Origin of the sequence: Bacillus alkalicellulosilyticus (assembly GCF_002019795.1) — a bacterium.
In the GTDB taxonomy this organism is placed as follows: Bacteria; Bacillota; Bacilli; order Bacillales; family Bacillaceae_F; genus Bacillus_AO; species Bacillus_AO alkalicellulosilyticum.
Genome location: NZ_KV917381.1, coordinates 1,379,729 through 1,399,672, shown reverse-complemented (window position 1 = coordinate 1,399,672; position 19,944 = coordinate 1,379,729). Strand labels below are relative to the sequence as shown.

Below are 19,944 nucleotides of genomic sequence, written 5' to 3'. Positions count from 1 at the left end.
AATTATTCATTAATGTATATAACTTGGTCGATTTTTCCTTCTAGTAACAATTCTTCAGGAAGAATCGTCTTAATAACAAATTGTTCTCCTTTAATTAGAAGTTGCCCCTGTGATAATAACAACCGCAGTTCCTCATTTGAAAATTGAAGAACACCACGATGGTTTTCAATATAGATATGTAATTGTCCGATCATCGTGATTCGCGGTAGGTCCATGAGCACGTCAGCTGGAAGGTCCATCCCTTCGGTTATCCATTTTTTCATGCGTTGCTTGAATCTTTTCATGTCTCAAGACCTCCTCTCCTAACATTTTTATGAGAAAGAAGACGATGCTATCACTAAAAATTAAGAAAAACGGCAAAGCTGTCTATTATGGACAAAATTATTTGCTTTATTTATCTACAAGAAAAAAGAGCTTATCATAAAGTCATTTGACTTTTGATAAGCTCTTTTTGTTCAGTTATAATTACTGACGATGTGACCGTTTTGCTCTTGGCTTTCCAAGCACCTCTGCCCAAACTACACCTTTCATTGCTTCTTCATTTGTGATCTGATTAAAATGAAGCGCTAATCCTGGTTTTTTGCCAATTTCGTTAACTTTGATGCCGTCACTTATTCCACCAGTAAAGATGTTATTGTTAACAAGTTCCTGCTTTTGGCGTAATTCATCTCGTTCAATTTGAAGAGACGTACGACGGTCTTCTTCTATTGGCAAAATCTCTGCTGGACTCGGTTGTAGTGGCCTTGGAGCAGGCTTTTCCTGTTCAGGAAACTCCTCTTGTCGGAAAATTTCTTTCCAATCGATTTCCTGCTCTTGTCTTTGCGCTTGCTTTTGCGGCTGGCCTTGTTGTTGCTGTTGGGCACTAGCTTGGCGTCTAAACCTATTAAATACCCAAATCGCAATGAGAATAAGCAAAAACGGATTATTAAATAAAAAATCTACAATACCCAATTGGAACTCTCCTCTCTAAGGAGCTTCCTCCTATTTATTATCCTTTTTGTTTTCTCCAGTTGCTTTCCCGATTGAATCTCTCATATCTGTATCAGCACTTATGTTTTGGTAATTTACATAGTCCATAACACCCATATTACCGCTTCGTAATGCTTCCGCTAATGCCATAGGTACTTCAGCTTCAGCTTCCACAACTTTTGCACGCATTTCTTCAACTTTAGCTTTCATTTCTTGTTCTTTCGCTACTGCCATTGCACGACGCTCTTCGGCTTTCGCTTGAGCAATTTTCTTATCGGCTTCCGCTTGGTCAGTTTGAAGCTCAGCCCCAATATTTTTACCGATATCAATGTCAGCAATATCAATCGAAAGAATTTCAAATGCTGTTCCTGCATCTAGTCCTTTTGATAAAACAGTTTGTGAAATCATATCTGGATTTTCAAGTACTTTTTTGTGATTACTTGCAGAACCAATCGTTGATACAATCCCTTCACCAACACGAGCGATAACCGTATCTTCTCCAGCACCCCCGACTAAACGGTCGATGTTTGCTCGAACTGTAATACGAGCCTTTGCTTTTACTTCAATTCCGTCCATCGCTACACCGGCAATGAATGGTGTTTCAATAACTTTTGGGTTAACGCTCATTTGTACTGCTTCTAATACATCACGACCAGCAAGGTCAATCGCAGCCGCACGCTCAAATGATAAGTCAATATTCGCACGTTGTGCAGCAATGAGGGCATTTACAACCCTGTCAACATTACCACCAGCAAGATAGTGACCTTCAAGCTTACTTGTATTTAAATCTAAACCTGCTTTTACCGCTTTAATTAATGGATTAACAACACGAGCTGGAATAACTCGACGGAGTCTCATTCCCACTAATTCAAAAATTCCAATTTTCACCCCAGCTGCTAAAGCCGAAATCCAAAGCATAACTGGTACAAACGTAAATAATACCGCAAACGCAATAATAATTAACCCGAGTACAACTAAAATCATAATATCTCCAGTACCTGGCATAACACTACCTCCTCATATTTAAAAAACTTAGTCTTTTACTTCACGTACTACAATACGAGAACCTGAAGTATAAATAACCTCAATTTTCCTTCCCTGTTCAATATATCCTCCCTCAGAGACAACGTCAAGACGTTCATGCTCAAAAACAGCTGAACCAGAAGGTCGAAGCGGAGTTAAGGTTTCTCCAATTGCTCCAATAAGCTCTTTACGTGTTACATTTGATATATAGCCCTCTTCAGTTGTCGTTGCACCAGCCAACACTAACCTCTTCATCGGTCCACGGTTCCCAAAGTATTTAAACACCAGTACCGAGGCAATAGCAGACACAATAATCGCTATTAATATAGATATTAGTATATTGACCGTTGAAAATGAGGCTAACACCATACTTGCAATGATTGAACCTATTCCTAATACACCGAATATACCGAAACCCGGTACAAATATTTCGATAAGTATTAAGAGAATACCTACCCCAAACAACAAAATTGATTCCCAACCAGCGAACCCTGCAAATAGGTGACCAAAGAAGAACAAAAGAAGTGCACTTAAACCCATAATCCCCGGAATACCAAACCCTGGCGAATACAATTCTAACACTAACCCTAAACTTCCAATAGATAATAAAATCGGGATAACAATAGGATGCGTCACAAATCGTGCAACTTGTTCTGCAAAACTTATCTCAAATTCTTTTTCAATTGCATTTTCCAAGCCGTGGAACTGAAGTAATTCTGCTCGGCTACTCGCAATAGCTTCAGCATACCCTACTTCTAAAGCATCTGTTGCGCCTAGAGTCAGAAATCTACCTTCAGGTGCATTGTACTCTGGTAATGAAATTGAATTATCAGCCATTGCTAAAGCATAGATTGGGTCCCTATCATTTAACTTGGCTGATTCTGACATTTCGGCCAACCAATAGGATTGTGTTTTTTCCTCTGCCGCATTACCTGCACCATCAATAACACCAGCTGCCCCCATTGTTGAACCCGGAGCCATGATAATATAATCTGCGTTTAATGAAATATACGCTCCTGCAGATATCGCTTCCTTTACAACATAAGCAGTTACAGGGATTTCAGTTTGTCGTAAGAGTCTGGCGATATTACCTGCAGCCTCAACCGCTCCCCCTGGGGTATCAATTTCTAATACAATGTGATCCGCACCTTCTTCCAAAGCACTCGTGAAGGCTCTACTCATAAACGCCTCTAACCCACGTTCAACGGCCTGTTCGACTGGAACATAATAGACAACGGGACGATTAGTATCATTTTGAGCCTGACTATGTACGAATAGTTGAACAGGAATTAATAATATCGCAAGTAAAATCGTTGTTGTGAAAAAAAGTAATCTCCATTTAGGCTTCAACGACTTTCCTCCTTTCTGTAGAAATGATAGTAAGGAAAAAAAGAGCTATAACTATCTTTACGTTACTAGTATAACAAGGTTTCACTTTTTTAAAAAATGAAAGCCTATATTAAAATGAATATTAATGTCTGTCAACCAAACATATAGTGAATATAGAAGCCACTTAAAAAGTACAAACCAACTTTTCCAATGCCTTTAATTATGGTAAATATGTTTTTTGTAAAAATTAAAAAGCGCCCTTGTTCATTTTCATGAAACAAGGACGCTTGATTATTATGATAATTGTTGTTGAACAAACTTATTCACGACATTACCATCAGCTTTGCCTTTTACTTTTGGCATAATGGCACCCATTACTTTACCAAAGTCGGCTTTTGAAGTAGCACCTACTTCAGAAACTGTTGCCTTAACAATTTCAAGGAGCTCTTCCTCTGATAGTTGTTCTGGCATGTACTGTTCAAGTATTTCAATCTCTTCTCGCAATTTAGAAGCTAAATCATCTCGGTTGGCTTTTTCAAACTCATGGAGGGAATCTTTCCGTTGCTTTAATTCACGATTAAGAACAGTCAGAACATCATCTTCACTGAGCTCATGCCCTAGTTTAATCTCCTCATATTGCAATGAGGATTTAACCATACGAATGACAGAGAGCTTTTGTTTTTCTTTATTTTTCATTGCTGCCTTCATATCTTGAGTCAATCTTTCAAGAAGAGTCAACCGAAACACCTCTCTAAATTAGAACTTACGCTTTCTAGCCGCCTCTGATTTTTTCTTACGTTTCACACTAGGCTTTTCATAGTGCTTACGCTTTTTCACTTCAGCTAACGTTCCTTCTTTAGAAAGTGATCTTTTGAAGCGACGAAGAGCAGCATCAATCGATTCATTTTTGCGAACACGAGTTTCTGCCATTACAATTTCCCTCCCTCCGAAACAACCAACTAAAGACTTATAAACAAGTCTTGTTTGATTATAATACAACAATTTTAATAGGTCAACTTTATTTGAGAATAAATCGTTTAGAACTGTCGAATTCCTACGTTTTTGAATCAAAAAATGAAATTATATGGCATTCAACATTTTTTTGTCATGGCGATTTGCTCTTGTCCATATGATGGTACAAGAGGTGGTCTCATGTCCCAACAATTATTTATTTTATTTTCTGTTTTTATAGGATTGTTTTTATTCGGTATGACTGTCATGAGGACAGGTCTTCAAAATCTTGCTGGAGACCGCGTTAAAGAACTGATGGTTAAAATGACAGACTCTCCTTTTAAAGGATTGCTTGTCGGTACGTTAATTACTGCCATCATTCAAAGTAGCTCTGCGGTAATGATAATTACAATTGGTTTTGTAGCAGCAGGAATAATTACCTTTAAACAATCCATCGGCGTCATTCTTGGTTCGAATATCGGAACCTGTCTTACTCTTGAAATCATTTCATTCGATTTATCTCAACTTAGCCTTCCATTGTTACTCGTTGGGGTAACATTACTTGTTCTACCAAAAACAACTCTATTTTCGCTTGGTTGTGTCTCTTTTGGTTTAGCTAGTATCTTTATTGCGATGGATGGATTGAAGGAGCTTGCATTCCCTTTATCGACATTACCACTCACGAATACATATTTTTTATTAACAAATGAGTACAGTCTTATCGGCATCGGAATAGGCACCATTTTGACAGCGATTATCCAATCAAGTACTGCAACAACTGCGATTACGATGGGGTTTATTAATGAAGATGTATTGGGTCTACCTGCAGGAATTGCAATTATGCTTGGAGCGAATATTGGTACTTGCTTTACTGCATTTTTAGCGAGCATAGGCTCCACACGGGCCGCTAAAATGGTCGCCTTTGCACACATTTGGATTAACATCATTGGAGTTCTATTGTTCATTCCTTTTATTAATGCGTTAAGCGACTTTGCGATGCAACTCACATCCATATCAAACCTTCAATTAGCCCATGCAAGCACGATATTTAATGTGGTTACTTCATTAGCAATATTGCCATTTGTCCACTGGTTCTCTAAGTTCATCCTTCACTTCCACAACGGAGGAAAAAAGCTATAAAAGGAAAACAGTCAAGGCCGGGTTTTGGCCTTGACTGTTTCTGTTACACGTGCGAAGCCGATGGTGCTTTTGAGTACATTGGAGCGGGTTTCTCCAATTCACGCCAGCGTGCGAAGCCGTGTCCCAAAGGCCGGGTTTTGGCCTTGACTGTTTTTTCGTTGTTTATTCCCAACTCACCCTTGCAAGATAATTCATTGTGAACACGGTCTAATGTTTTTTTGCTAAACACGTTCGTATTTTCGTTTACGTACTCATTTTCACCATATTTCTTCTGAATCGTGTTCGTATTTTTATTTACGTACGCCTCTTCACCGTATTTCTTCTCAAACGTGTTCGCATTTTCATTTGCGTACGCGTCCATTTCAATTCCTTCTTAAACGCGTTCGTAAACACATTTCTACCACTAATAAACAGCGATAACTGACCCATGTCAGCTTTTAATAGTCAGTTTGTCCTACTTCACCTTTGACAATCGATATGCCAGCACTAGCTCCTATTCTTGTAGCTCCTGCTTCAATCATCGCAAGTGCCGTTTCACGGTCACGTACTCCACCCGAAGCTTTTACTCCTAGTGTTGGGCCTACTTCTTCACGCATAAGGGCGATGTCACCAATCGTAGCTCCTCCTGTTGAGAATCCAGTAGAAGTCTTCACGAAATCAGTGCCAGCTTTTTTGGCCAATTGGCATGCTCTAACCTTTTCTTCGTTTGTTAACAAGGCTGTTTCAATAATCACTTTTGTAATTGCCTTACCTTTCGCAGCTTCAACAACGGCTCGAATGTCTTCTTCAACTAATTGGTTATTTCCATCTTTTAATGCACCGATGTTAATTACCATGTCCACTTCTGTTGCTCCCGCTTCAATCGCTTTTTCTGTCTCAAACGCTTTTACAGCTGGCAGTGTTGCCCCCAGCGGGAATCCAATCACGGTACATACTTTGACCTGTGTGTCTTTTAATATATCGTAAGCTGTCGCAACCCAAGTAGGGTTCACGCAAACTGAAGCAAATTGATATTCTTTTGCCTCATTCGCTAATTTAATAATTTCATCCTGTGTAGCATCTGCCTTTAGTAACGTATGATCAATGGTCTGTGCAAGGTTATTCATCTTATCACTCCTAGTGAATTTGGTTATAATATGTATCTTGAATCCTTTCAATAGTACCATAATGTTGTTGTAAGAAAAAATAAGAAATGTAGTTTTGAGATACAATTTCCTAAAGGACATGAGAGCCCTTATTTTACGTTTTTTTCCGCTTTTAAAGATGTATCGACACCAGAGACCTTATTTTTGTAAAAACTAGTGAAAATCTGGTCTTTTTTTAATAATAAGGGCTCCTGTGTCCGTAAGAGTAACGTTTACTTTTTCAAGCCACAAAAAAGAAGTTGCTCACAAGGCATCACCTCTTGAACAACTTCTGTACGTTATGAAACAGCTTCTATTTCTTTTTCTTCAAGTACTCGGACAAACTCTCCTATGTTATATGGGTAGCCTGCTTTATTAATTTTTACTTTTACTATTTTTCCAATCATGTCTTCAGTAGCTGGAAACTTTACTTTCAAGTAATTATCAGAGTACCCAATAAAGAAAGCTCCACTTGTATCTTCTTTATCCATTTCTTCAGGAATAACCTCTAATACTTCTCCTTCAAACTGAGAAGCATACTCTTTGGCAAGCTGGTTAGAAAGTTCAATTAAGCGATGAACTCGCTCATTTTTAACTTCTTCATCAACTTGGTCTTCCATTCTAGCTGCAGGAGTTCCTGTTCTCTTTGAATACGGAAATACGTGTAGCTCGGAAAATTTATGTTTTGCAATAAAGTCAAACGTCTCCTGAAACTCTTCTGCAGTTTCACCTGGAAAACCAACGATAACGTCTGATGTTACCGCTAACCCAGGCAACACTTCTTTTAGACGTTCTAGACGTTCTGCAAAAAAATCCATCGTGTATTTTCTACGCATGCGCTTTAAGACACTATCAGAGCCCGATTGAAGAGGAATGTGCAGATGACGAACCACCTTTTGGGAACGGTCAATCACATCAATAACCTCGTCTGTAATTTGACTAGCCTCTATAGAGGAGATTCGAATACGTTTTAATCCTTCGACTTGCTCTAAATCTAACAACAATTTTGCTAGACTATATTCTTTAAGGTCCTCACCGTATCCACCGGTATGAATTCCCGTGAGGACAATCTCTTTATAGCCAGCCTCTACAAGCTGATGGGCTTGCTTGATGACATCTTGAGGGTCACGGGAACGCATTAAACCACGAGCCCAAGGGATAATGCAGAATGTACAGAAGTTATTGCAACCTTCTTGAATTTTTAACGAGGCTCTTGTACGGTCCGTAAAAGCAGGTACATCAAGTTCTTCATATACTCGGGCCTTCATGATATTTGAGACACCATTTATTGGTTGTCTTTCTTCTTTAAATTGTTCAATGTACGTGAGCATCTTCGTTCTATCTTGTGTTCCAACGACAATATCAACACCCGGTATAGCCATAATTTCGGCAGGAGAGGTTTGAGCGTAACATCCCGTCACACAAATGACTGCATCGGGATTTTTACGGATTGCTCGTCGAATAACTTGACGGCTTTTTTTATCACCTGTATTCGTTACCGTACATGTATTTATCACATAAACATCAGCTGCTTTTTCGAATTCTACTTTATCATAGCCTTCTGATTTAAAGAGCTGCCAAATGGCTTCTGTTTCATAATGGTTCACTTTGCAACCTAATGTTTGAAATGCTACTGATGGCATTTAGTTTCACCTCACATAATTTCAAAATGATAGGATAATGCCGAAAGCACATAAAAAGGAGCCGTTTCCGTACGTAAAATACGGGGCCCTAAGCTACAGCAAATAAATCCTGCATCTTTAAGTTTATTGATTTCTTTTTCACTTAATCCACCTTCAGGACCTATGACAACAACGACAGAATCCCCAGCTTTCATTGTTTCAAAAGCTTCATGTAGGCGGCTCTTTCCTTGATGCTTCGCTTCTTCCTCATAGGCAACAATCTTACACGTAACATTCTTTACTTTATCAATCATTTCTCCAAGAGAAAGTGATGAATGAACTTGCGGAATAATGGAGCGGTGTGATTGTTCGGCGGCTTCCTTCGCAATTTTTTCTAGTCGTTCTATCTTTTTGGCTTGCTTTTTTTGATCCCATTTCACAATAGAACGTTCCGCTTGAAAAGGAATAAAAGAAGTTGCACCGAGCTCTGTTCCTTTTTGGATGATTAAATCTAGTTTGTCCCCTTTAGGAAGCCCTTGTACGATCAGTACTTCAATCGGCATTTCGCTAGTACTAGACAGTTCTTCAACAATAACTGCCTTAACTGTGTCTTGATTTATATCGGTTATTTCACAACGGCATACTCTATCCTTATTGTTACTGCATATCATTTGGTCGCCAATCGACATCCTCATCACACGACTAATATGCTTAACATCATCACCAACGATGATTACTTCTTTTTCGGTCATCTTGTCTACAAAATACCGTTGCATAAACTCACCTACAACATTCTTATTTTACGCCTTTTTCGCAATAATCGCTACCCAATCTTCCATTTCAACTATTTCCTCAATTGTAAAACCGTGGGATAGCAAACTATCTTTTACTTCGTCTTTTTTCCGACTAATAATTCCGGACGTGATAAACACTCCATTTGGTTTAAGTACCCTTGCCGCATCTTGGACAAAACGTACGATAATTTCAGCTAAAATATTTGCAACGATGAAATCATACTCGCCATCAATTCCTTCTAGCAAGTTATTTTGCTTTACTGTCACTTGCCGGTCTACTTTATTTAATTCTGTGTTGATTTTGGCACTTTCAACAGCAACTTCATCGAGATCAAGTGCTAGTACATCTTTTGCACCAAGTTTTGCCGCAGCGATACTTAACACTCCTGAGCCCGTTCCCACATCAATAGCTGAGTCTCCTGGTGTAATCATTTTTTCAATCGCTTGTATGCATAAAACGGTAGTAGGATGTGTCCCTGTTCCAAAAGCCATTCCTGGGTCGAGTTCAATGACGCACTCATCCTCACTTGAAGGCGTGTACTCTTCCCAAGTTGGACTTATCGTAATTGTATTGGAAACCCTAACAGGCTTATAATACTTTTTCCAAGCGGTCGCCCACTCTTCCTCTGCTACTTCATGAACAAGTACTTTATTGTGTCCAAGTTCGATATCTAGATCACCCAAAGCTGTAATTGACGCTTTCATTTCTTCAATTAAAGCGGCTAATGCATCATTCACTGGAAAATAAGCTTTCACAATGACTCCTTCTTCAGGATAATCATCAGGGGAAAGCTGGTAGATTTCTCCGAGATCTACTCCCCATTCCTTTATTAAGTCATGAGGATCTTCAATCACAACGCCAGCCGCACCAGCCTCATGTAGAATATGACAAACTGGTTCAACCGCTTCCTGTGTTGTGTGAATACTAAATTCAGACCATTTCAAATCTACCAACCCCTATTTTCTATAATATTACCCTTTAAATGCTCGCTTTACTTTAGCAAAGAAATTTTCATTTTGCTCATCAACGGCTTGATTTCCTGATTCCATACCGAATTCACGAATTAACTCTTTTTGTTTATCAGTTAGATTACGAGGCGTAATCACTCGTACTTTTACGTGCTGGTCCCCTTGACCTCTACCACGTACATTCGGAACTCCTTTTCCACGTAAGCGGAAGCTTGTTCCTGTTTGTGTCCCAGCTGGAACTTTTAACTTGATTTTGCCTTCTAGGGTAGGTACTTCAATTTCATCACCTAAGGCGACTTGAACAAATGTTAACGGCATTTCGCAGAAAACATCATCACCATCACGTTCGAAAAACTCATGAGGTTTTACGTTGAAAACAACATATAAATCTCCAGGAGGCCCACCATTTGCTCCTGGCTCCCCTTGGCCAGTAATTCTAATTTGTTGACCATGATCAATTCCGGCAGGAACTCTAACTTTTATCTTTTTACGCTTACGAACGGTTCCTTCTCCACCGCACGTGCGACATTTATCTTTAATGAATTTCCCTGTTCCACTACAATGATGACATACACGACGATTTACGATGCGTCCGAAAGCTGTATTTTGTTCTACATTTAGTTGGCCTGAACCACCACAATGAGAACAGGTTTCTGGTTTTGTCCCCGGCTTCGCACCTGACCCATCACATGTCGTACATTCTTCATCTCTTGGAATCTCGATTTCTGTTTCTTTTCCGAAGACAGCCTCCTTGAATTCAACCGTCATCGTATATTGAAGGTCTGCTCCTTGTCTTGGGGCATTCGGGTTTCTTCGACCACCGCCACCACCAAAGAACATGTCAAAAATATCACTAAAGCCACCAAAGTCTCCTCCACCACCGCCACCAAATCCTTGATTTGGGTCAGTGTGACCAAATTGATCATAGTGCGTTTTCTTCTGTGGATCACTCAGTACGTCATAGGCTTCTTTTACTTCTTTAAATTTATCTGTCGCATCTGGAGCCTTATTCACGTCTGGGTGATATTGTCTCGCCAATTTTCGGTAGGCTTTTTTTATCTCGTCGACTCCTGAGCTTTTATCTACTCCGAGTACATCATAGTAATCTCGTTTACTCATCCTATCCACTCCCGATTCCTATTACATAACGATTATCTTACCATTTATCGTTTGATCTAAGCAAGGGTAAAACCACTGCATCTTTAGAATATAATGACCTTTTTAGACTTAAGAAAAACGGCAAAGCCGTCTTTGACTAATTGCGATGCGCGAAGCCACTGCCCTCTCTTGAAAAGTATATTAATAAGCGTACTTCTTATTAATATACGCGCAGTGAGCGAAGCCATCGCCCTGCCTGATCTAGCTTAAAAGACATCTATGAGCATCTAAAAGTTTTCTTATATTTTAAAAAAGTCAAAGTCAAGAAATCCTGACTTTGACTTTTGCTTCGCTTCTTATTTCTTTTCTTCTTCTTTTACTTCTTCATAGTCAGCATCAACTACATTATCGTCAGCTTGGGCTTGTTCTGCACCTTCAGCACCTGCTTGCGCTTGAGCTGCTTGCTCGTAAAGTTTAACAGATAGCTGCTGAACGATTTCTTGAAGCTCATCTTTTGCAGCGCGAATTGCTTCAATGTCAGTTCCTTCAAGAGCTGATTTCAGCTTATCTTTTGCTTCATTTGCTTTATCGATTTCAGCTTGGTCTACTTTGTCACCAAGGTCTTTTATCGTTTTTTCTGTTGAGAAGACAAGGTGGTCACTTTCGTTTCGTAGGTCAGCTTCTTCACGTTGCTTTTTATCCGCTTCCGCATTTGCTTCTGCTTCTTTTACCATTTTTTCAATTTCATCATCTGATAAGCCTGAAGATGATGTGATTGTAATTGATTGTTCTTTGTTCGTTCCAAGGTCTTTCGCTTTTACATTCACAATACCATTGGCATCAATATCAAATGATACTTCAATTTGTGGTACGCCTCGTGGTGCTGGAGGAATATCAGAAAGTTGGAATCGACCTAATGTTTTATTATAGGCTGCCATTTCACGCTCCCCTTGAAGAACATGAATATCTACTGATGGCTGATTGTCAGCTGCCGTTGAGAACACTTGAGATTTACTTGTTGGAATTGTTGTATTTCTATCAATTAATTTTGTGAATACTCCACCCATAGTTTCGATACCAAGAGATAAAGGAGTAACGTCAAGAAGAACAACATCCTTAACATCACCAGTTAAAACACCCGCTTGAACAGCTGCACCAAGAGCAACTACTTCATCTGGGTTAACCCCTTTATGAGGGTCTTTACCTGTTAATTTCTTAATCTCTTCTTGTACTGCCGGAATACGAGTAGAACCCCCAACAAGAACAACTTTATCAATGTCATTCGCCGTTAAGCCCGCATCTTTAAGAGCTTGACGAGTTGGTCCTAATGTTCTTTCTACTAAATCAGATGATAATTCTTCAAACTTCGCACGGCTCATCGATACTTCTAAGTGCTTTGGACCTGTTGCATCAGCAGTAATAAACGGTAAAGAGATTTGAGTTTGAGTTACTCCAGATAAATCCTTTTTCGCTTTTTCAGCTGCGTCTTTTAAACGTTGCATCGCCATTTTATCTTGAGCTAAATCAATGCCATTGTCTTTTTTGAATTGCTCTACTAAATAATCAATGATTACTTGGTCGAAATCATCTCCACCTAGCTTGTTATCACCAGATGTTGCTTTAACTTCGAAGAATCCTTCTCCTAGTTCAAGAATTGAAACGTCAAATGTACCACCACCAAGGTCATACACTAAAATCGTTTGGTCTTCTCCTTTTTCTAATCCATACGCAAGAGCTGCAGCTGTTGGCTCGTTGACAATACGTTCAACTTCAAGGCCAGCAATCTTTCCAGCATCTTTTGTCGCTTGGCGCTGTGCATCGTTAAAATAAGCCGGAACGGTAATAACCGCTTTTGTTACTTTTTCTCCTAAGTATGCTTCAGCATCTGCTTTTAATTTTTGTAAAATAATTGCTGAAAGCTCTTGAGGAGTGAATTTCTTTCCGTCTACCTCTTCTGTATGTGAAGTACCCATGTGACGTTTAATTGAAATAATGGTGTTAGGGTTTGTGATCGCTTGACGTTTTGCCACTTCCCCTACAAGTCTTTCACCATCTTTAAATGCAACAACTGAAGGTGTCGTACGGTTTCCTTCTGCATTCGCAATAACTACTGCTTCGCCGCCTTCCATAACAGCTACACAAGAGTTTGTTGTACCTAAGTCAATCCCGATAACTTTACTCATTTTTATTTCCTCCTAAAATAACATCTTTAAATTATGTAACTACGCGTTTACTTTAACCATTGATGGGCGGATCACTCGGTCTTTTAAGCGATATCCTTTTTGCAATTCTTCGACGACTTGGTTTTTCTCATGGTCTGGGCTATCGATTTGCATGACGGCTTGATGAAGATGAGGGTCAAATAATTCTCCCTCGGCAGGAATCACTTCCACTCCTTCTTTTGTAAGAGCATCATGAAGTTGACGGTACACCATTTCCATCCCTTGTAATAACGACTTTGTTTCGTCCTGCTCTACAGTTACCTGTAGCGCTCTTTCAAAGTTGTCCAATACAGGTAATAGCTCTTCTACCAAGCTTTGTGCTCTATATTTGGCTGCCGCTTCTTTTTCAGATTTTGTGCGACGGCGTAGATTATCGTAATCTGCATGAACTCGTAATAATTTTTCATTTAATCCTTGTACTTGTTTTTCGAGTTCGTTCATTTTTTGTTGTTCTTCAGTTACTACTTCCTCTATTACTTCTTCGGTAGTTTCTGCTTCTTGTTGCTCCCCATTAGCATCAACCGTTTCATCTTCTACTAGTTCTACAGTTGGGTCGTTTTTTTGTTCCAATCTGTTCACCTCCCTAAAAAATAATACATAACTATCTATACTTTTTTTCATAGGTAATCTGCGAAAAATAAGGTATTTGCTTAGGCGATAAGGTAGCCGCTACAAATTTTATATCATATGTAGCGGACCTCTGCTTTGCCTTTGCAACCTAATTGTCAATATTACCATTCCTAGCCTCTTTGATACAAGTGCGTGAGGATTTTTGTTAAATCTTTGGAAATAAAATCAATAATCCCAATCACTCTTCGATATTCCATGCGAGTTGGTCCGAGAATACCTATCGTTCCCATATCTTTGCCACCGAATGAATAAGATGCCGTTATAATACTACAATTTTCAAATGCTTTTTCATCATTTTCATGGCCAATCCTAACTTGTATTCCACTTGTATCTGTTCTAAATATTTGTTGCACTAGCTGGTCTTCTTCTAAAATGTTATAAAGCAAGCGAACCTTTTCAATGTCTTTAAATTCAGGCTGTGTTAGAAGATTGGTTTTGCCTCCATAAAACACTCTATCATTTTTTTCATACTTCAACGTATCATCTAGTACGGTAAGAAGTTGTTGATAGTTTGATACTTGTGATTTAAGTACAGCAGCAACCTCATTTACAAGTTTTTGACGAAGCTGATATAACGGTACACCTTTTAGCCGTTCATTTAAAATGTTAACAACCTTTTCGAGGTCATCTGTCCTCAGACCTTCAGGAATTGTAAATGTATAATTTTCTACATGACCTGCATCTGTTACGAGAATAATGACAGCCTTTTGCTCTGATAAAGGAATGATTTGAACATGCTTCATTCTTGTTTCATACATTTCAGGACCTAAAACGACTGAAATATAACTTGTAACTGTTGAAAGGATTTTTGCAGAATGTTGAATGACTTGTTCTGTTTCCTGAAACCTGTCTCTAAATAGTTCTCGAATTTGTTCGACCTCACCTTTTGGGAGTCGGTCAGGAAAAAGTAAGTTATCGACATAATAACGATATCCTTTTTGAGATGGAATTCGACCAGCTGAACTATGGGGCTTTTCAATAAAACCTAGTTCCTCTAAATCCGCCATCTCATTCCGGATGGTAGCGGCGCTGTAAGAAACATCATCTCTTTTCGAGATACTACGTGAGCCAACTGGCTCAGCAGAACGAATATAATCATCCACAATCGCTTGCAAAATAAGAAGTTGACGTTCTGATAACATCGCATAATCACCTCTGTTAGCACTCTAGTAGCTTGAGTGCTAAATCTAAATAAAAATTATCAAAAAGGGCGGTTTTTGTCAACCATTTGTTCTCATTTACTGGCATAAAAATTGTTCAAATATCTCATTGGAAATAAAAATACCTTTCTCGGTCAATGATATAAAATCCCCATCCTCTGTAAGAAGGCCTTGTTCCATGAGTTTTTCGATTTGTTTTGAGTAAATGTACATCATGTCTTGACCATAGCGACGTTTAAATTCATTTTTTGAAATCCCTTTTCTCTTTCGTAATCCCATAAACATAAATTCCTCAATGTTCTCAATAGTTGTCACAAGATGAGTTTCTGTATAAGGTAATTTTCCATTTTGCAACGCACTTATGTATTTTGTCACGGGACCCGCATTGACATGACGTACCCCATTAACATAACCATGAGCACCTGCTCCAAACCCATAATACTCTTCATTGTTCCAATACGTTAAATTATGCTTACTCTCAAAACCAGATTTGGCAAAGTTACTAATTTCATATTGGTGAAATTGATGTTGTCCCATCACTTCACGCAAGGTATCATACATCTTTACCTCAGCTTCCTCAGGCGGAAGTTGAAGTTTTCCTTTTCTCTGCATATTATAAAAAACTGTTTTTTCTTCCACCTTTAATGAGTACGCCGAGAAATGCTGCACGTCAAGATGAACTGCTTCAATAAGGGTTTCCGTAAAGCTTTCAACTGTTTGTTGAGGCAAACCAAACATTAGGTCTACCGATAAATTAGTAAATCCTATTTTCTTGGCTCTTGCTATTGTTTCTAACACATCTTCTTTTAGATGTGTGCGCCCAATCGCCTTGAGTTGTCCGGAATCAAACGTTTGAGCACCGATGCTTAAGCGATTTACTCCACCCTTTTTTAATACAGCTAACTTTTCATCATCAACGCCACCCGGGTTTACTTCTACTGTCCACTCTACCTCTCCTATTTGAAAATGTCTGTGAAGCGTTTGTAGAAGCCGTTCTAACTGTACCGCACTTAACGCAGTTGGAGTACCACCACCAATATAAATAGTATCAATTGGTTCAGGATCTGATACTTGTCGTAATGTAAGTGATAGTTCTTTATCCACCATGTCGATATATTCATCAACAGGCTGACCTTTTAGGAATACTTTATTAAAATCACAATAGTGACAAATATGCTCACAAAACGGAATATGAAGATAAATCGATTTAGGCATGAATACACCTCTTTATTAATAATATAGCGACCCAAATCGTCCAATACAGACATTTGAGTCGCCTTTGTTAGCCCATAGCTAGGATTATTTACTTTCATCCATTCGTAAAACTGCCATGAAGGCTTCTTGTGGAACCTCAACGCTACCTACAGACTTCATTCGTTTCTTACCTTCTTTTTGCTTCTCAAGAAGCTTACGTTTTCGTGAAATATCTCCCCCGTAACATTTGGCAAGAACGTTTTTCCTCATTGCTTTAATTGTTGACCGCGCAATAATCTTTGTACCTATACTCGCTTGAATTGGCACTTCAAATTGTTGTCTCGGTATTAATTCTTTTAATTTCTCAACGATGATTTTTCCTCTTTCATACGCCGAATCACGATGAACAATAACTGACAGCGCATCTACGGTTTCGCCATTTAAAAGAATGTCCATTTTTACAAGCTTAGATTCCTTGTATCCAATCAATTCATAGTCAAACGAAGCATAGCCTTTTGTACTTGATTTTAATTGGTCAAAGAAGTCGTATACGATTTCTGATAAAGGGAGTTCATATACAATGGAAACTCGGTTCTCATCTAAATATTGCATATCCCCGAAAATTCCGCGTTTCCCCTGGCAAAGCTCCATAACAGCGCCAACGTAATCATTTGGTACCATGACGCTTGCTTTTACATATGGCTCTTCGACGCGCTCAATTTTTTGCGGGTCAGGCATATTGGCTGGATTATCAATATTAATCGATTCCCCATTAGTCATGTATACATGATAAATTACACTTGGTGCTGTTGTGATAAGTGTGATGTTAAACTCCCGCTCGATTCTCTCTTGGATAATCTCCATATGAAGAAGTCCTAAGAAGCCACATCTGAAACCAAAACCAAGGGCTTGTGACGTTTCTGGCTCAAACTGTAACGAGGCATCATTTAATTGCAAACGTTCAAGCGCCTCACGTAAATCATTATAGTCATTTGTATCAATAGGATATAAACCACAGAACACCATTGGATTCATTTTACGATATCCTGGTAGAGCTTCCTCTGCTGGTTTAATCGCACTAGTCACCGTGTCACCAACTCGGCAATCACTGACATTTTTAATCGATGCAGTTAAAAACCCAACATCGCCAACAGTTAATTCATCTCGTTTTTGTGGTTTTGGTGTGAATACTCCAACTTCTGCCACTTCAAATTCTTTTCCTGTTGCCATCATTCTAATTTTTTGTCCAGGCTTTACAGACCCTTCCACAATCCGAATATACGCAATGACTCCACGGTACGAATCATATAATGAATCAAATACCAATGCTTTTAACGGAGCTTCTGGATCACCTGGTGGGGCAGGAACCTTCTCAACGATTTGCTCGAGTATCTCTGAGATTCCGATTCCGTTTTTAGCCGATGCAAGAACGGCTTCTGATGCATCTAACCCGATCACATCTTCTACTTCTTTTCTCACACGCTCAGGCTCAGCACTCGGCAAATCAATTTTATTAATCACAGGTAAAATTTCCAAATCATTATCTAATGCTAAATACACGTTAGCTAATGTTTGCGCCTCAATCCCTTGGGCAGCATCGACAATGAGCAACGCTCCTTCACAAGCGGCTAAACTTCGAGATACTTCGTATGTGAAATCCACATGTCCTGGAGTATCGATGAGATGAAAGATATAATCGACACCGTCTTTTGCTTTATATACGAGTTGGACAGCATTTAGCTTTATTGTAATACCTCTTTCTCGTTCAAGGTCCATCGCATCTAACATTTGATCTTTCATTTCTCGTTGTGTTAATGCACTGGTAGCCTCAAGAATCCGGTCAGCTAATGTTGATTTTCCATGGTCTATATGAGCTATAATCGAAAAGTTTCTTATTCTAGATCGTCGCTCTAAGCGCTCTTCTTTGTTCACAATTTATCACTCCTACAACATATACGATACAATCACTCTAGTACATAGGGTATTTGAAGTATGCTAAGATACATACTGATTCTACCGACATCCTAAATACACTAACTTTCATTATAGCAATGTGAGGGCATTCCTTCAATAGAGCAAGAGGATGTTCCTTAGGTTATTATTACCCCTTTGGAACATCCTCTTGCTTTTATCCGTTTAAAAAACTATGAATAGTTGTAATAATCGTTGTCACAACTTGGTGAAATATGATTTCAAGACCTTTCCCCATCTTAGCCCCAAGCTCTGAATAAAAATTAAACGGCTTAACTTCCTCGACTCTTTTTTGTTTTTCCATTAGTTCTTTGTTCGTTGAGCCATCCTCTTGGTTATTTTCTTCTTTGGCTTTTTCTTTTTTTGGTTTTTCTGTCGCTACGATGTTGCTTTCTGGTTTTGTTTCTTCACTGATTTGAGTAGCTGTTGCTCCTAATTCTCCATCAGTGGCTTGGTAGATTCCAAACAATATCCCAAAGAGAAGAATGAAAGAGAAGAAGACACTCACTTTAATTGTTTTTTTCACAGTTCATCCTCCTACTCTTGACTTACTTTTTGAGCATCCCAATAAAATTCACTAAATACATCTGCAAATGCATCGGCGGTACGGAATGTTTCTTCAAGTGTATTTTCAACTCCACCAAATTCAACAAGTATCGATTGTTTTGATAAATCCTGATTATATATACCATTTCTTCCCGCTCCGCCATACGCCACTACCCCACGACTTAGTCCTGGATAATGTTCTTCAAGTAAATCATGGAGCTCATTAGCCATCTTTCGGTTATGTTCATAGTTTTCATGATTTCTTCCTAAGACAAACCATGTTCGAGCGTATTCTTCGCCGTTAATGGTAACGGTTGTCGTTTTTCGTGGAGCCGTGTCTCGGTGAAATTCGAAAAAGAAGTCTAAGTCTTCATTGGAAGCCATCGCTTCTTTGACAATTTCTCTACCGGCATTATAGGATTGGCCATACTGCCAGCCACGATTACTTAATATTGCCATCACATCTGTCGTATCCACTTCAGCACCAATTCCATTTCGCTCAAGCGCTTGTCCAAATCGTTGGCCGACTAGCGTGATATTCACTTCTGGATGGAACGCATCGTTCATGTCAGTAACATTTTTGAGTTCTGGTAAAAACGATTCACGATTGTGAGAATGCATGACATGAACCACTCTTCTTCCTTCTGTTGTCATGGATGGTTCTTCTCTTTCAGGTTCTTTCAGTTTTTCCAGTTCCTCTAAACTACGCATCGATGCTTCTCGCTCTTCCATTAAGACTTCTAAAGGCGGAGCAGACTCAACAGGCATAGTTGTATAATCCGTACCTTCCCCAGCTACAACAATTTCCCCATCAAATAAGGCAAACCCAGGTAATTCTCGTCCGAGAAGACTACGGGTATCTTCAGGGTTGATACTTGTCATCAGCTCAAACGCTATTCCCGAGAAGTTTGGGAGCTCACTTTCTTCTGGTAACGCTTGTGAAAAATAAGAATTTTCCATAGCAAGAACATGAACTAAACTTTCTCCATCAATTTGCGATGACCATTTATAAATTGAGGACGACGCCAACCCATGTCTTGGTTCAAGCGAGGTTAGAATCCCCGTAAAAATAAATATTGCGATTATGGAAACGATTGATAATACGGCCATTCTTCGAAGACTTGTCCGATTAAAATTGACCGAAAAACCACGGAATTGGTTTCTCCTCATACATTCCACCCTTTCTTCTCTCTTGTCAGATG

20 protein-coding genes are annotated in these 19,944 nt (G+C 39.1%); 1 reads left to right on the top strand and 19 read right to left on the bottom strand.

Annotated elements, in window-relative coordinates; translation table 11 throughout:
- Window positions 1–2 precede the first annotated feature (2 nt).
- From yqfC to rpsU, 6 genes are all read right to left on the bottom strand, one after another.
- Entirely contained in the window at window positions 3–284 is a 282-nt protein-coding gene (gene yqfC, locus BK585_RS07085) for a sporulation protein YqfC (RefSeq protein ID WP_078552777.1), read from the bottom strand.
- A gap of 181 nt (window positions 285–465) precedes the next feature.
- A complete protein-coding gene (locus BK585_RS07080) occupies window positions 466–951 on the bottom strand; it encodes a hypothetical protein (protein ID WP_078552776.1) in 486 nt (161 codons plus the stop codon).
- Window positions 952–981: 30 nt separating this feature from the next.
- Window positions 982–1,974: a flotillin-like protein FloA gene (floA, locus tag BK585_RS07075; RefSeq protein WP_078552775.1), complete on the bottom strand. Its 993-nt coding sequence runs from the start codon at window positions 1,972–1,974 to the stop codon at window positions 982–984.
- Window positions 1,975–2,001: 27 nt separating this feature from the next.
- The gene (locus BK585_RS07070; protein ID WP_078552774.1) at window positions 2,002–3,342 is read right to left on the bottom strand and encodes an NfeD family protein; all 1,341 of its coding nucleotides are present in this window, start codon (window positions 3,340–3,342) and stop codon (window positions 2,002–2,004) included.
- Between the two features lie 273 nt (window positions 3,343–3,615).
- Window positions 3,616–4,059 carry a GatB/YqeY domain-containing protein gene (locus BK585_RS07065; RefSeq protein WP_078552773.1) on the bottom strand — a complete coding sequence of 148 codons (444 nt, stop codon included), beginning with the start codon at window positions 4,057–4,059 and terminating at the stop codon, window positions 3,616–3,618.
- Window positions 4,060–4,077: 18 nt separating this feature from the next.
- Window positions 4,078–4,251: a 30S ribosomal protein S21 gene (gene rpsU, locus BK585_RS07060; protein WP_003323311.1), complete on the bottom strand. Its 174-nt coding sequence runs from the start codon at window positions 4,249–4,251 to the stop codon at window positions 4,078–4,080.
- A 222-nt stretch (window positions 4,252–4,473) separates the two neighbouring features.
- Between rpsU and BK585_RS07055 the strand changes: the two genes are divergently transcribed.
- Window positions 4,474–5,412 carry a Na/Pi symporter gene (locus BK585_RS07055; RefSeq protein ID WP_078552772.1) on the top strand — a complete coding sequence of 313 codons (939 nt, stop codon included), beginning with the start codon at window positions 4,474–4,476 and terminating at the stop codon, window positions 5,410–5,412.
- A 43-nt stretch (window positions 5,413–5,455) separates the two neighbouring features.
- On the opposite strand, the gene BK585_RS07050 is transcribed toward BK585_RS07055, so the two are convergent.
- The 13 genes from BK585_RS07050 to spoIIP all read right to left on the bottom strand — a co-directional run bounded on the left by BK585_RS07050 (window position 5,456) and on the right by spoIIP (window position 19,912).
- Window positions 5,456–5,773, bottom strand: a complete 318-nt coding sequence (locus BK585_RS07050) for a hypothetical protein (protein WP_078552771.1) — start codon at window positions 5,771–5,773, stop codon at window positions 5,456–5,458.
- A gap of 76 nt (window positions 5,774–5,849) precedes the next feature.
- Window positions 5,850–6,518, bottom strand: coding sequence for a deoxyribose-phosphate aldolase (gene deoC, locus BK585_RS07045; RefSeq protein ID WP_078552770.1), 669 nt, complete (start codon window positions 6,516–6,518; stop codon window positions 5,850–5,852).
- A 317-nt stretch (window positions 6,519–6,835) separates the two neighbouring features.
- Complete coding sequence (mtaB, locus tag BK585_RS07040; RefSeq protein WP_078552769.1) at window positions 6,836–8,179, bottom strand: tRNA (N(6)-L-threonylcarbamoyladenosine(37)-C(2))-methylthiotransferase MtaB; 1,344 nt, start codon at window positions 8,177–8,179, stop codon at window positions 6,836–6,838.
- Between the two features lie 11 nt (window positions 8,180–8,190).
- Window positions 8,191–8,934 carry a 16S rRNA (uracil(1498)-N(3))-methyltransferase gene (locus BK585_RS07035; RefSeq protein ID WP_078552768.1) on the bottom strand — a complete coding sequence of 248 codons (744 nt, stop codon included), beginning with the start codon at window positions 8,932–8,934 and terminating at the stop codon, window positions 8,191–8,193.
- Window positions 8,935–8,958: 24 nt separating this feature from the next.
- The gene (prmA, locus tag BK585_RS07030) at window positions 8,959–9,897 is read right to left on the bottom strand and encodes a 50S ribosomal protein L11 methyltransferase (protein WP_078552767.1); all 939 of its coding nucleotides are present in this window, start codon (window positions 9,895–9,897) and stop codon (window positions 8,959–8,961) included.
- 27 nt (window positions 9,898–9,924) lie between these two features.
- Entirely contained in the window at window positions 9,925–11,040 is a 1,116-nt protein-coding gene (dnaJ, locus tag BK585_RS07025) for a molecular chaperone DnaJ (RefSeq protein ID WP_078552766.1), read from the bottom strand.
- Between the two features lie 335 nt (window positions 11,041–11,375).
- Window positions 11,376–13,202: a molecular chaperone DnaK gene (gene dnaK / locus BK585_RS07020; protein ID WP_078552765.1), complete on the bottom strand. Its 1,827-nt coding sequence runs from the start codon at window positions 13,200–13,202 to the stop codon at window positions 11,376–11,378.
- 39 nt (window positions 13,203–13,241) lie between these two features.
- Window positions 13,242–13,862 (bottom strand): nucleotide exchange factor GrpE, encoded by a 621-nt coding sequence (gene grpE / locus BK585_RS07015; RefSeq protein WP_078552764.1) that lies wholly within the window; start codon window positions 13,860–13,862, stop codon window positions 13,242–13,244.
- A gap of 119 nt (window positions 13,863–13,981) precedes the next feature.
- On the bottom strand, window positions 13,982–15,013 hold the full coding sequence (gene hrcA, locus BK585_RS07010; RefSeq protein ID WP_078552763.1) for a heat-inducible transcriptional repressor HrcA: 1,032 nt from the start codon (window positions 15,011–15,013) through the stop codon (window positions 13,982–13,984).
- Window positions 15,014–15,109: 96 nt separating this feature from the next.
- A complete protein-coding gene (gene hemW, locus BK585_RS07005; protein WP_078552762.1) occupies window positions 15,110–16,246 on the bottom strand; it encodes a radical SAM family heme chaperone HemW in 1,137 nt (378 codons plus the stop codon).
- 84 nt (window positions 16,247–16,330) lie between these two features.
- A complete protein-coding gene (lepA, locus tag BK585_RS07000) occupies window positions 16,331–18,160 on the bottom strand; it encodes a translation elongation factor 4 (protein WP_078552761.1) in 1,830 nt (609 codons plus the stop codon).
- Between the two features lie 193 nt (window positions 18,161–18,353).
- Entirely contained in the window at window positions 18,354–18,722 is a 369-nt protein-coding gene (locus BK585_RS06995; RefSeq protein WP_078552760.1) for a DUF3679 domain-containing protein, read from the bottom strand.
- Window positions 18,723–18,733: 11 nt separating this feature from the next.
- Window positions 18,734–19,912, bottom strand: a complete 1,179-nt coding sequence (gene spoIIP, locus BK585_RS06990) for a stage II sporulation protein P (protein WP_078556671.1) — start codon at window positions 19,910–19,912, stop codon at window positions 18,734–18,736.
- Window positions 19,913–19,944: the final 32 nt, after the last annotated feature.